The organism is Tropicimonas isoalkanivorans (assembly GCF_900112335.1).
Lineage (GTDB): Bacteria > Pseudomonadota > Alphaproteobacteria > Rhodobacterales > Rhodobacteraceae > Tropicimonas > Tropicimonas isoalkanivorans.
In genome coordinates, this window is the sequence record NZ_FOLG01000032.1 from 1 (window position 1) to 10,894 (window position 10,894).

At 61.8% G+C, this 10,894-nt stretch carries 18 protein-coding genes and 1 pseudogene; 8 read left to right on the top strand and 11 right to left on the bottom strand.

Annotated features, from left to right (window positions below; all coding sequences use genetic code 11):
* Positions 1-92: 92 nt before the first annotated feature.
* The 10 genes from BM075_RS23515 to BM075_RS23555 form a co-directional block, all read right to left on the bottom strand.
* Positions 93-371, bottom strand: coding sequence for a DUF6522 family protein (locus BM075_RS23515; protein ID WP_093363052.1), 279 nt, complete (start codon positions 369-371; stop codon positions 93-95).
* Entirely contained in the window at positions 368-601 is a 234-nt protein-coding gene (locus BM075_RS23520) for a hexameric tyrosine-coordinated heme protein (RefSeq protein ID WP_093363053.1), read from the bottom strand. Before BM075_RS23520 ends, BM075_RS23515 begins: the two co-directional genes overlap by 4 nt.
* Entirely contained in the window at positions 549-761 is a 213-nt protein-coding gene (ccoS, locus tag BM075_RS23525; RefSeq protein ID WP_093363054.1) for a cbb3-type cytochrome oxidase assembly protein CcoS, read from the bottom strand. The genes BM075_RS23520 and ccoS overlap by 53 nt, the downstream gene beginning before the upstream one ends.
* A complete protein-coding gene (locus BM075_RS23530; RefSeq protein ID WP_245758965.1) occupies positions 758-1,438 on the bottom strand; it encodes a DUF2189 domain-containing protein in 681 nt (226 codons plus the stop codon). The genes ccoS and BM075_RS23530 overlap by 4 nt, the downstream gene beginning before the upstream one ends.
* Before the next feature lie 130 nt (positions 1,439-1,568).
* Positions 1,569-1,727 (bottom strand): hypothetical protein, encoded by a 159-nt coding sequence (locus BM075_RS24580; protein ID WP_177208468.1) that lies wholly within the window; start codon positions 1,725-1,727, stop codon positions 1,569-1,571.
* Positions 1,724-2,641 carry a cytochrome-c oxidase, cbb3-type subunit III gene (gene ccoP / locus BM075_RS23535; protein ID WP_177208469.1) on the bottom strand — a complete coding sequence of 306 codons (918 nt, stop codon included), beginning with the start codon at positions 2,639-2,641 and terminating at the stop codon, positions 1,724-1,726. The genes BM075_RS24580 and ccoP overlap by 4 nt, the downstream gene beginning before the upstream one ends.
* Positions 2,634-2,798 carry a cbb3-type cytochrome oxidase subunit 3 gene (locus BM075_RS23540; RefSeq protein ID WP_093363057.1) on the bottom strand — a complete coding sequence of 55 codons (165 nt, stop codon included), beginning with the start codon at positions 2,796-2,798 and terminating at the stop codon, positions 2,634-2,636. The genes ccoP and BM075_RS23540 overlap by 8 nt, the downstream gene beginning before the upstream one ends.
* Entirely contained in the window at positions 2,795-3,523 is a 729-nt protein-coding gene (gene ccoO / locus BM075_RS23545; protein ID WP_093363058.1) for a cytochrome-c oxidase, cbb3-type subunit II, read from the bottom strand. The genes BM075_RS23540 and ccoO overlap by 4 nt, the downstream gene beginning before the upstream one ends.
* A 4-nt stretch (positions 3,524-3,527) precedes the next feature.
* Positions 3,528-5,153, bottom strand: coding sequence for a cytochrome-c oxidase, cbb3-type subunit I (gene ccoN / locus BM075_RS23550; RefSeq protein ID WP_093363059.1), 1,626 nt, complete (start codon positions 5,151-5,153; stop codon positions 3,528-3,530).
* A 19-nt stretch (positions 5,154-5,172) separates the two neighbouring features.
* Positions 5,173-5,589 carry an RrF2 family transcriptional regulator gene (locus tag BM075_RS23555; protein ID WP_093363060.1) on the bottom strand — a complete coding sequence of 139 codons (417 nt, stop codon included), beginning with the start codon at positions 5,587-5,589 and terminating at the stop codon, positions 5,173-5,175.
* Between the two features lie 85 nt (positions 5,590-5,674).
* Between BM075_RS23555 and BM075_RS23560 the strand changes: the two genes are divergently transcribed.
* The 7 genes from BM075_RS23560 to BM075_RS23590 are packed head-to-tail and all read left to right on the top strand — an operon-like array spanning position 5,675 to position 9,790.
* Positions 5,675-6,118 carry a group III truncated hemoglobin gene (locus BM075_RS23560; protein WP_093363061.1) on the top strand — a complete coding sequence of 148 codons (444 nt, stop codon included), beginning with the start codon at positions 5,675-5,677 and terminating at the stop codon, positions 6,116-6,118.
* A 15-nt stretch (positions 6,119-6,133) separates the two neighbouring features.
* Positions 6,134-6,619 carry a hemerythrin domain-containing protein gene (locus tag BM075_RS23565; protein ID WP_093363062.1) on the top strand — a complete coding sequence of 162 codons (486 nt, stop codon included), beginning with the start codon at positions 6,134-6,136 and terminating at the stop codon, positions 6,617-6,619.
* Positions 6,612-6,956: a carboxymuconolactone decarboxylase family protein gene (locus BM075_RS23570; protein ID WP_093363063.1), complete on the top strand. Its 345-nt coding sequence runs from the start codon at positions 6,612-6,614 to the stop codon at positions 6,954-6,956. Before BM075_RS23565 ends, BM075_RS23570 begins: the two co-directional genes overlap by 8 nt.
* The gene (locus tag BM075_RS23575) at positions 6,956-7,363 is read left to right on the top strand and encodes a DUF488 domain-containing protein (RefSeq protein ID WP_093363064.1); all 408 of its coding nucleotides are present in this window, start codon (positions 6,956-6,958) and stop codon (positions 7,361-7,363) included. Before BM075_RS23570 ends, BM075_RS23575 begins: the two co-directional genes overlap by 1 nt.
* The gene (locus BM075_RS23580) at positions 7,360-8,397 is read left to right on the top strand and encodes an NAD(P)H-dependent flavin oxidoreductase (protein WP_093363065.1); all 1,038 of its coding nucleotides are present in this window, start codon (positions 7,360-7,362) and stop codon (positions 8,395-8,397) included. The genes BM075_RS23575 and BM075_RS23580 overlap by 4 nt, the downstream gene beginning before the upstream one ends.
* Positions 8,394-9,101 (top strand): 5-formyltetrahydrofolate cyclo-ligase, encoded by a 708-nt coding sequence (locus BM075_RS23585; RefSeq protein WP_093363066.1) that lies wholly within the window; start codon positions 8,394-8,396, stop codon positions 9,099-9,101. Before BM075_RS23580 ends, BM075_RS23585 begins: the two co-directional genes overlap by 4 nt.
* Positions 9,098-9,790, top strand: coding sequence for an NnrS family protein (locus tag BM075_RS23590; protein WP_245758966.1), 693 nt, complete (start codon positions 9,098-9,100; stop codon positions 9,788-9,790). Before BM075_RS23585 ends, BM075_RS23590 begins: the two co-directional genes overlap by 4 nt.
* Before the next feature lie 461 nt (positions 9,791-10,251).
* On the opposite strand, the pseudogene BM075_RS23595 reads toward BM075_RS23590, so the two are convergent.
* Positions 10,252-10,500 (bottom strand): annotated as a pseudogene (locus BM075_RS23595) (hypothetical protein); the annotation flags it as partial.
* A 114-nt stretch (positions 10,501-10,614) separates the two neighbouring features.
* Between BM075_RS23595 and BM075_RS23600 the strand changes: the two are divergent.
* A partial coding sequence (locus BM075_RS23600) for a transposase (RefSeq protein ID WP_143089910.1) occupies positions 10,615-10,894 on the top strand: 280 nt, incomplete at its 3' end.

The window sequence follows — 10,894 nt, forward strand, 5'->3', positions numbered from 1 at the left end:
GCCAGAAAAGATTACTCACCACACCCTCCTATAGTTGGAGAGCGTGAATCACGCCGCCAGTGGCCCCGCAAGCCGATTAATGGGTCCTGAGCCTATCTTGTTCGGGTCGCTATGTTCGGGTGACCGACTGGAAACGTGCTCTTACTCAGAATCGCGCCACGTGTATCAACGATCAGCCGTAGGGCGCGGCCTTGGTGCCGGAAGGTCAATCGCCAGCGCCCCGCATCCTCACCCTCTCCCGTCTCGCAAAGAGATGCGATCTGCCCGCCCTGCATCCGGTTACGGGTTTCTTCGACGGACAGGTCAAACGCTCTTGCAAGCATCTGCGCATCGACGATGAACTGGTCTCGGTGTCGTACAACGTCGGTCATGTCTTGCCCTGCCAGTAGTCATTTGCCGCGGCGACGGTGGCGAAGTGCGTCGCAACCACCTGGCTGACAGCGATCAGGGTGCCGGAGTTTTCAGCGTATTCCGGGCGCAACCGGTCACGCACCTCGGCGTCTGGTTGGGTCAGCTTCACAGCCACGCGTGCAAGCTTTACCGCAAGGTTATAACCCTCTTCGGGCGTTGTTGTCTTCAGTGTCGGGAGCCAGTCTGTCATCGGGTTTTCCTTCTGTTTTGTTTTTCTGATCAGGAGGGATGACGCGCCACGCGGCGCCGTCAGGGTTATCGAACTGTCCGTTTCTGAGCGCCCAGAAAAAGGCGCAAAGACCGATCAAACCGAGGCCGATCGAAAGAGGTATGAGCAGCAGGAGGCTCATTTCCTATCACCGGCTATCGCCTGATAGGCATGCCAGGTGCCGTGACCGAGAACCGGAAAAAGGATGACCAGTCCAACGAGGCCGGTAACCGCCGACAGGCCTATTCCGAAGCCGACGACCACACCCCAAGCCAACATGGGGCGCAGGTTCTGCACGGTCATGACAAAGCTCAGCCCCATGGCGGTCAGCGCATCGGACTTACGCGAGACCAGCATCGGAATGGAGAAGACGCTGATCGCAAAGGCGGAGGCTGCGAACAGTCCGCCCACCAGCGTGCCTGTTGCGATCAGCGCCCAACCCCGGGGCGTCGTCAACACATTGGTCAACGCCTCCTCCGCGCCGGGGAACGGGATAAGGCCGAAAAACAGTGCATAAAGAAGATCTGCCGCCCGGAGCCAGAACAGGATCAGAAGGCCGAGTAGCAGTCCGGCATAGGCCAATTGCCCTCTTGACGACGGCCAGAACACCAGCATGTCGGAAAACGCTACCTGTTGACCCTGCGCCTGCCTGCGGCTCTTTTCGTAGAGCCCGATCGCCAGGAACGGACCGACAATCAGGAACCCGGAGATCGCGGGCAGTGCGAGATACAACAGGTGGCTCGCGTGAAGCGCCCACAGGACGGCATAGGATATCAGCGTCAGGAACGAACCGTAGGCAAGGCTGGACCACGGCGCCATTCGCACATCTCGCCAACCAGCTTGCAACCAATCCAACGCCGAAGACGCTGGCAGGTCGCGTGCATAGGGTAAGGCGGGCCGATCCGGATTTCGTAAGGTCGGTAGTGGTTCCAGCATCCTGTTCTCCTTTTCAGCAGGACCGCATGGAAGGCATCGCGCCGGCGGTCTCGCGACAGTCCGGCTGTGATTGCAGGGCAACGGTCAACAGATGCGCATTCGCGCCGAGAAACAGCAGAACGGCGGCAAGCGCAGCGCTGATCGCCAGCCGTTTTTGTCCGGCCGGCTTCATTGCCCGCCTCCTGCCGGTTGGCCAAGTCGGGCCACGAAAAGCGCCAGAAGGTTTATTTCGGCCTCTGACAGGCGACCCGACCAGGCCGGCATCACCCCATGGCGCCCGCGTCGGAGTGTCTGCATCACCGTTTCCCGGTCCTGGCCATAGATCACCGCCTCGTCTGTGAAGGAGGGTGCGCCGATTTCGAGACCGCCCGCCCCGGTCTCGCCGTGGCAGGAACTGCAATTCTCGGAGAAGAGTGTGCCCGCAGGGCTCTCAAAATCGACAGCTCTACCGGGCATCTCGGAAACGAATTCGGCCAAGGTTAACCGATCAGACCGCTCCATCCAGTCAAAGGCCGGCATTTCGGCGTAGCGGGTGTCTGGATCTTCGGTATTGATGCCGTGGCCAATGGTCGTGGCGATTTCTTCCGCGTCGCCGCTCCACAGCCATGTTTCGTCCGACAGGACCGGAAAGCCCGGCCCTCCCTGCCCGTTCGTGCCGTGGCAAGCCGCGCAGTTGTCGGCGAACAGGCGCGCGGCGGCGGGCATTGCGGTCGCCATCAGTGTCGCGTCGGCGCTTAGGCTTAGGACATCGAACTTGTCGTCCGCAAACCGCGACAGCCAATCCTGCCGCCTGTCGGCAAGACTGTTGAAGCCCTTGATCGCTTCTTCGCTCTGGTCCAGCCCGAGCAAGCCACGTGTGTAACCGCGTCCAGTCGGCCAGGCGGGCAAGAGAATCCAGGCAACGACCGAATAAAGAAACGTCAGCACCAGTGCCCAGATCACGACCTTCGGGAACGCGGTATTGAGCTCGGTGATTCCGCCCCAGTCGTGCCCCGTGGTGTCGTAGCCGGTGACCGGATCGATCTTGCGATTGCCCGAATAGGGATCGGCGCCTGGCATTTGCCTCGGATCGGTCGGGTTACTCATCTCCAACCTCCTTTGAAGGAAGCACAGAACGGGCGGCGGCGTCATAGGCCTTGCGCCGTGACGGGCTGTAGGCGCGGCTGACAACAATCAGGAAGAACCCCATCAGCCAGATCAGGCCAACGGTCTTGGACAGATAGACCAGGATGTCATGGGTCATTGGATGTCCTCCGCGAGGGTTCGATAGGGCGCATCGGTCAAGGTGCCCAGAGACTGGAGATAGGCGACGAGAGCATCAATCTCTGTCAGGCGAGACGGATCACCATCGAAGACTCGGGTCGCGGGACGTTCGCCGTAGCGCTCCAGAAATCCGTCCACCGCGTCGCTGTCCGGGTGGCTTTGCGCCAGCGCATCGGCTTCCGCTGCCGCGATCATGTCCTCGTCATAGGGTACGCCAAGCCGGGCCAGCGTGGCCAACGCGTCAGACAACAGATCGGTATCAAGGGTACGCGTCAGCCAGGGGTAGGACGGCATGATTGAGGCTGGTACCACACTGCGCGGGTCGATCAGGTGTGCCACATGCCATTCATCGGAGTATTTGCCGCCCAGTCGGGCAAGGTCCGGGCCGGTCCGCTTCGATCCCCAGAGCATCGGGTGATCGTAGGCACTTTCCGCGGCCAGCGAATAGGGGCCGTAGCGATCCAGTTCGTCGGCCAGGCTACGCACCATCTGGCTGTGGCAGGCATAGCAACCCTCGCGGATGTAGATCTCGCGACCGGCCAGTTCCAGCGGGGTGTAGGAGCGCAGGTCTTCGGGTATTTCGACCGTCTTGTCGATGGTGAACAGCGGTGCGATTTCGACGATCCCGCCGATCGAGGCGGCCACGATGATCGCCGCGACCAGCCCCATCGAAACCTTTTCGAGATTGTAGTGCAGTTTCAGCATGGGATTACTCCGCCGGCTGCACGGCAAGAGGCCGGTCGGCGGCATGACCTGCTGCTCCGCGCATCGTGGCACGGCAGTTCCAGGCGCAGATCGCCGCACCGGTCAGGAACAACCCGCCTCCGATGGTGCGCAACAGGTAATAAGGGGCCATCGCCTCGACCGACTGGACAAAGCTGTAGGACAGCGCGCCATTCTCGTCATAGGCGCGCCACATCAGCCCTTGCGTGATGCCGGCGTTCCACATCGACACGACGTAGACGAGCGTGCCCGTGACGGCGAGCCAGAAGTGCCATTCGACGGCGCGCAATGATGCCATCTCCGTCTTGCCATTGAGTTGCGGCACCAGCGTATAGATCGCGCCGAAGACGATCATGGCGACCCAGCCAAGCGTGCCGGAATGAACGTGGCCCACGGTCCAGTCGGTATAGTGCGACAGTGAGTTGACGGGGCGAATGGCGAGAAACGATCCTTCGAAGGTCGACAGCCCGTAGAACACCGCAGCCACGAACATGAAACGCAGCGTGGCGTCATCGCGCACCTTGTGCCAGGCGCCGTTCAGCGTGGCGATGGCGTTGCCCGCCGAGGCCCAGCTCGGCACCAGTAGCATCACCGAAAAGGTCATGCCCAGCGTCTGCGCCCAATAGGGCAGCGCCGTATAGTGCAGGTGGTGCGACCCCACCCAGATGTAGAAGAAGGTGATGCCCCAGAAGCTGACGATGGACAGGCGATAGGACCAGATTGGCCGCCCCGACCGCACGGGCAGGAAGTAATATAGCATTCCGAGGAACCCGGCGGTCAGGAAGAAGGCGACCGCGTTGTGGCCGTACCACCATTGCACCATCGCATCCTGCACACCCGACCAGACCGGAAAGCTTTCAGCTGCCGTCCAGCGCACCGGCAACGCGAGATTGTTGACGATATGAAGCATCGCCACGACCAGGATGAAGGCCAGATAATACCAGTTGGCGACGTATATGTGTGGCTCGTTCCTGCGTGCGAGCGTTCGAATGTAGAGCGCGAAATACGTCACCCAGATCACCACCAGCCAAAGGTCCGCGTACCATTCGGCTTCGGCATATTCCTTGGATTGGGTCGAGCCCATCAGATAGCCGGTGACAGCCCAGGCGCAAAACAGGTTGTAACCGATGAGCACAACCCAGGGACTGACAGAGTCGGCCAAGCGAGCGCGGGAGGTGCGTTGCAAGACGTGGAAAGACGTGGCGACCAGCGCGTTGCCGCCAAAGCCGAAGATAATCCCGGTGGTGTGCACGGGACGCAGTCGACCGAAGCTGGTAGCCGGCCAGGGTGGCGTTGCCTCGGGCCAGTAGAGCAATGCAGCAACCCATACACCGATACCCATTCCGATTATCGCCCAGATCAGAGTCATCACGATTCCGAACCGGGTTGGCGCATCGTAGTATCGGCGCAGGCGATCCGTCGGAGGCTCCGGGTCATGGAGTGCGCCAGCAAGCAGGAAAGCCAGTCCGATTCCCAGCCCGAGCGCCATGAAGCCATGTGTAGACATGACCCCGTGACGAGCTGCTGCTGCCATAACGAGCCCCGTCAGGGCTAGCAGAACCGATAGAACCACGCCGATCCTGCGTTCGGAAATGGACAGCGTTTCGGTCATCTTGGTCTGCCTTTCTTCGTCATGCTGTTGCGTGTTGCGGAAGGGCAATATCGGCAAGTGTCGATCTGTTCAGATCCTCGATGAACCTAGCCTCGGCCTGCCGAAGCCGGGACTTCAGACGGCAACAGCCTTCTATCGTGCACCCTCCTCCGGTCGGCCCGAAACACTCGACCAGCGCCTGCCCCTGTTCGAGCAGCCGCACGACGTCGCCAAGCCGGACCTCGGCGGGGGTGGATCGCAATACGGCGCCACCGTTCACCCCGCGCCGGGTCTCGACGATCCCGCCCTGTGCGAGCCGCTGCATAATCTTCGTCAGGTGGTTGCGGGACAACTCGAACTCCTCGGCCAGGTCGGCCGTCGAGAAAGCCTGGTCGGGCGCACTCGCCATTCGCATCAACATCCGAAGCCCATAATCGGTGAAGGAGGTGAGGTTCATGTCGCTCCGCTTTTTCAAATTGGTATTTACAATACCTATTTAACAGAGATAGCATGAGACTCAAGCTCAAAATTTTGAGGACCCCATGCCATCTGCTGATCCACAGATTATCTCCGCCCGCCCACAAATGACCGCCGAGATCATGGCACAGACGGGACTGGACGAGGAAAAGCTGACCCGGCTGGTACACCGCTTCTATGATAAGGTGCGCGCTGACGCGGCTCTCGGGCCGATCTTCGCGGCCCGTATTTCCGACTGGAACCCGCACCTGGAACGCATGGTGGATTTCTGGTCGTCGGTCGCGTTGATGACGGGCCGATATCACGGCGCCCCGGTGCCGGCCCATGTCGGCCTGCCCGTGGACTGGGATCATTTCGAGCGCTGGCTGACGCTGTTCCGCGAAACCGCGACCGAAGCCTGCCCGCCCGAAGGCGCGGCGCATGTCATCGAACGCGCCGAGCGGATCGCGCGCTCGCTGCATATGGCGGTCGAGGATGCGAAGCCCCGGACAATTCCACCACTGCTCTGACCCGAGGATACGAACATGACGAAACCAATGCCCCCGCAAGACCCGGGCGACCTGACCAGTTTCATCGAGACCGAGTATCACGCAAAACACCGTGCCCAGCTTCCTGAACTGGCGATCTTGTCGGAAAAGGTCGAAGCGGTCCATGCCGGGCAAACGGATGTTCCCGCGGGTTTGGCCGACCTGCTACACCGGATGATCGGTGATCTGGAAGTTCACATGAAGAAAGAGGAACTGATCCTGTTCCCCGCCATTCGCAACGCGGCGGCGGGGCTGGATGCGCCGATTGCGGCAATGCGCGCGGATCATGACAACCACGAAGCCGAAGTCAGCCAAATCCGGCCCCTGACCAACAACCTGACATTGCCGGACGGCGCCTGCAGAAGCTGGACGCGGCTCTATGCCGGAATCGGCGAATTCTTTGACGACCTCGCGGCGCATATCCGGCTGGAAAACGATGTATTGTTCCCGCAATTCGAAACGCGGGAGACAGGCCATGTCTGAGCTACACCTGCCAAAACCCACCAGGGAGCTTGTCGACCGGCGACATGCCCTGGCACCGGAAACCGAGGACGCCTTTCGCGCGTTCTCGAAGGCGGTGTTCGCCCAAGGGGCGCTGGATACGCGCACCAAGCAGTTGATCGCCGTGGCGGTTGCGCATGCGACCCAATGCCCGTGGTGCATCGAAGGCCATGTGAAGGCGGCAAAGCATGAGGGCGCTTCGGGCGAACAGATCATGGAGGCGATCTGGGTTGCCTCGGAAATGCGCGCCGGCGCCTCCTGGGCCCATGCGCTGAAGGCGGTAGAGGTCATCGGCGACACGGACAAGCGGGACAGCTGATGCCGCCCGCAAGGCCGCCCCTCCCCGACACCCCCGGCGAGCGTATCCGCGTCAAGCGGATCTATCGCGCGGCACGCGTGTCGGATGGCAAGCGGATACTGGTCGACCGTTTGTGGCCGCGCGGCGCCGCCAAGGACCGCGCCCGTCTGTTTCAATGGTGCAAAGAGGTGGCGCCCAGCGATGGCTTGCGGCACTGGTTCCACGGCCACCCCGATCAGTGGCAGGCGTTCACCACGCGTTATCAGGCGGAACTTGCCACGCATGACGATTTGATCCGCGAACTTGCCGGATATGCGCGCGAGGGCGTCGTCACGCTGCTCTATGCCTCGAAGAATGAGACGCATAACAATGCCATCGTGTTGCGCGATTACCTGCGCCAATGGTTGGAACGGGAGGGGCAGACATGACGGACACGCATGACACCTTGCTGCGCACCCCGCTTTGCGACCTGCTGGGTTGCGACCAGCCCGTTTTGCTGGCCGGAATGGGCGGCGTTTCGTGCTGGGAACTGGCCGCCGCCGTGGCCAATGCGGGTGGCTACGGAACGTTGGGCATGGTGCGCGAAGACCCGGCCCTGATCGCGGCAGAGGTGACCGCTTTGCGGGGCGCGACCGACCGGGCCTTTGCCGTCAACCTGATCCCGGCGGCGACCGATCCGCGGTTGCTTGACGCGCAGATTGCCTGTTGCCTCGATCTTGGGGTGACGGCCTTCAGCTTCTTCTGGGACGTGATGCCGGATGTGGTGGCCCGCGTGAAACGCGCGGGGTGCCTTGTGTTGCACCAGGTCGGCACGGCCGAAGCCGCGCGACTGGCCGAAGAGGCCGGGGCGGATGTGATCATCGCGCAGGGCGTCGAGGCGGGCGGTCATGTCCATGGACGGCACCCCGCCTTCGGGCTGGCCGAGCAGATCCTTGCGCAGACCGACCTGCCGGTCGTGATCTCGGGCGGGATCGCAACGGGCGAGGGCCTTGCCGCCGCGCTGGCCATCGGCGCCGATGGTGTGCAATGCGGAACGGCCTTTCTGGCGACCAGGGAGTCCTTTGCCCACCCCTATCACAAGTCCCGCATCGTCGATTCCACGGGCGACGACACGGTGCTGACCGATGTCTTCGTGTTGAACTGGCCCAAGGGTGCGGCGGTGCGGGTGATCGCCAACAGCGTGACCGACGCACTGGAAGGACATTACCTGGTTCACGATCCCGACAGCCTGCCGCGCGAGGCCATCGCCCGCGACGGCGATCAACCGCGCCTGCGCTTCAGCACGGATTCGCCCCTGCGCGCCGTGACCGGCGACCTTGAGGCAATGACGCTCTATGCCGGTCAGGGTGCGGGCGCGATCCACGACATCCCGACCGCCGCCACACGTCTGGACGCCATGGTCGCGCAGGCGGGGCATATCCTGAACGGCACGTTTCGAAACGGTTTCAAGGCGAAGACATGAGCGACGAATTCAAAAGCTACCGCTGCCAAAGCGGCTTTTCCTCACCGCCCTGCTATGCCGCCGAGGTCGCACCGGAGTATTTCGATCCGCTGGCGGTCGATCCCGAACAGGCACGCGACGTGGCCCGCTGGCGCAAGGCCGAACGCACCCGCCTGCGCGACGCGCGCCTGACCGTGTCGGTCGCTGAACGCAAGGAGATCGGCGAGGCACTGGCCGGGCATCTGCGGCAGGTGTTGCAAGACCGCTTCGGCGGGGCGCAGGGCAAGGTCTTTTCCGCCTACTGGCCGATCAAGGGCGAACTCGACCTGCGCCCGCTAATGGCCGACGTGCACGAGGCTGGCGTGACCGTCACCCTGCCGTTGGTCGAAACCAAAGCCGCCCCGCTCACCTTTCGCCGCTGGACGCCCGAAACCCGCATGGTGCGCGGCGATTGGAACATTCCCGTTCCGCCGCCGGACGCCCCCGTCGTCACGCCCGACATCGCGCTTGCCCCCCTCGTCGGCTGGACGGCGGATGGCTATCGCCTCGGCTATGGCGGGGGCTATTTCGACCGGACATTGGCGGCGCTTGACCCGAAACCTTTTGTCATCGGCATTGGTTTCCAGTCGGCACAGCTCAAAACCATCTACCCGCAACCCCACGATACCCCTCTCGACCTCATCCTGACCGAGAACGGGGTGCAAGCGGATGAGGAAGCGACATGAGCACCACGGCGGAGCGAATGCGCGCGTGGCGCGGCCCGGCGATCCTCAGCTTCGGGTTCCGTCCGTTCTTCCTCTGGGCCGCCATCTGGGTCGCGCTTGCCATGGCGCTTTGGATTCCGGCGCTCTCCGGTTCCCTCGAACTGCCAAGCCGGTTCGACGCTGCAAGCTGGCATGCGCATGAGTTTCTGTTCGGCTATCTATCGGCGATCATTGCCGGATTCCTGCTGACAGCTGTTCCCAACTGGACCTGGCAACTGCCGATTGTCGGCTGGCCGCTTGGCGGGCTTTTCGTGCTCTGGGTCGGCGGGCGTGCAGAAGTCCTCTTGTCGCCTGGTCTGCCGTCCCTTGCCGTGGCGCTTGTCGATCTTGCCATGCCGGTGGCGCTGACCGGGTTCCTTGCACGCGAAATCATTGTCGGGAAGAACTGGCGGAACCTGATCGCACTCACGATGCTCGGCATCTTCACGATCTCCAATGCAATCTTCCACTGGGAAGCGGCGCGTGGCGACTATGCGGCGCAGGGTTATGGTCTGCGGGCTGGCCTCGGTGCGGCGCTGATGATGATTGGCAGCCGGGACGTCGGCCTGATCTCGCACGTCGGGCTGGTGCAGGAGGCTATTACACAAGGCTTTTACGTGCGCTCGACCCAAAGAGGCAGCCGGGTCGAGGAAAGAAGGGGTATGGAATGACGGACCGCTGGTATTACCGGAAGGCACACACCCGCCGTCTGTCGTCAGGGCGCACGGTATCCGTCCGCGGCGGTTGGGCAGTTCGGGGCGATCGTGAAAGCAAGAGGGGCGCATCGTTCAGGCGGACTTGTCCAATATGTGGGGCGCTGATCGTAAGCGTGGGCATGCCCAGAGGAGGGTGGGTCCATTTTGAGGGCGGCAAAGGCCTGACACGAATTAAGCACCCTTGCCTGCATCTTGGCGAGGGTCTAAGCAGGCAGCGCGACGAGGACACACCGGATCTTTTCGAAAGCCTGCCATAGCTCGTTGCCGGATCACACAGAGCGATTCCGACCAAAACACTTAGGTCGATGTTCAAACCACGACCGTTTGGCGGCATCGATGAACGTAAGTATTGGCGGCAAGCGCTCATCCCTCAGTGAACCGAGAAGGTCCCTGTCGCTGGATCTGATCACAACGGTCTAGTCCTTGATCCGCCACATTCTGAATCGCCCTTGTTGCGTCACTTCTCGGATCAGGCCTCGCTCTTCCATCCATGCGAGGTTCCTTTGAACAGCCGCGCGACTTGCGCTTGTTAGGGCCTCCGCCATCGGGGCCGACACCAAAGGCCACTCTGTCAACACAGACCGAAGAGCGGCCGGAGTTCTGCCCGAAAGCTGACACATGGCTCCTTCCGCCCGAACACTCCATGTTTGGGTACCATCTAGATGGCTGTCGCAATTGCTTTGCCGTTTCATCAAAAAGTTCTTACAGGATTCTAGGGTCAGGACCCATTGATTTCCGGGTAGGGGCGTGATTCACGGTCCGAAAACCGAGCGGTGAACATGTCTGATCTTTTCTGGCTGACGGATGCGCAGATGGCGCGTCTTGAGCCTTTCTTCCCAAAGTCCCATGGCAAGCCTCGCGTCGATGACAAGCGTGTTTTGAGCGGGATTATCTTCATCAATCGCAATGGCTTACGATGGCGAGATGCGCCGAGGGAATATGGCCCGCACAAAACGCTCTACAACCGTTGGAAGCGTTGGAGCGATAAAGGCATCTTTGCCCAGATGATGGTCGGCTTGGCCGCTGATCACGGCGAGCAGACGACGGTCATGATCGACG

Coding starts and splice junctions, on each gene's coding strand:
- BM075_RS23515 (WP_093363052.1), bottom strand. CDS start 371: ATGACCGACGTTGTACGACACCGAGACCAGTTCATCGTCGATGCGCAG.
- BM075_RS23520 (WP_093363053.1), bottom strand. CDS start 601: ATGACAGACTGGCTCCCGACACTGAAGACAACAACGCCCGAAGAGGGT.
- ccoS (WP_093363054.1), bottom strand. CDS start 761: ATGAGCCTCCTGCTGCTCATACCTCTTTCGATCGGCCTCGGTTTGATC.
- BM075_RS23530 (WP_245758965.1), bottom strand. CDS start 1,438: ATGGCGCCGTGGTCCAGCCTTGCCTACGGTTCGTTCCTGACGCTGATA.
- BM075_RS24580 (WP_177208468.1), bottom strand. CDS start 1,727: ATGAAGCCGGCCGGACAAAAACGGCTGGCGATCAGCGCTGCGCTTGCC.
- ccoP (WP_177208469.1), bottom strand. CDS start 2,641: ATGAGTAACCCGACCGATCCGAGGCAAATGCCAGGCGCCGATCCCTAT.
- BM075_RS23540 (WP_093363057.1), bottom strand. CDS start 2,798: ATGACCCATGACATCCTGGTCTATCTGTCCAAGACCGTTGGCCTGATC.
- ccoO (WP_093363058.1), bottom strand. CDS start 3,523: ATGCTGAAACTGCACTACAATCTCGAAAAGGTTTCGATGGGGCTGGTC.
- ccoN (WP_093363059.1), bottom strand. CDS start 5,153: ATGACCGAAACGCTGTCCATTTCCGAACGCAGGATCGGCGTGGTTCTA.
- BM075_RS23555 (WP_093363060.1), bottom strand. CDS start 5,589: ATGAACCTCACCTCCTTCACCGATTATGGGCTTCGGATGTTGATGCGA.
- BM075_RS23560 (WP_093363061.1), top strand. CDS start 5,675: ATGCCATCTGCTGATCCACAGATTATCTCCGCCCGCCCACAAATGACC.
- BM075_RS23565 (WP_093363062.1), top strand. CDS start 6,134: ATGACGAAACCAATGCCCCCGCAAGACCCGGGCGACCTGACCAGTTTC.
- BM075_RS23570 (WP_093363063.1), top strand. CDS start 6,612: ATGTCTGAGCTACACCTGCCAAAACCCACCAGGGAGCTTGTCGACCGG.
- BM075_RS23575 (WP_093363064.1), top strand. CDS start 6,956: ATGCCGCCCGCAAGGCCGCCCCTCCCCGACACCCCCGGCGAGCGTATC.
- BM075_RS23580 (WP_093363065.1), top strand. CDS start 7,360: ATGACGGACACGCATGACACCTTGCTGCGCACCCCGCTTTGCGACCTG.
- BM075_RS23585 (WP_093363066.1), top strand. CDS start 8,394: ATGAGCGACGAATTCAAAAGCTACCGCTGCCAAAGCGGCTTTTCCTCA.
- BM075_RS23590 (WP_245758966.1), top strand. CDS start 9,098: ATGAGCACCACGGCGGAGCGAATGCGCGCGTGGCGCGGCCCGGCGATC.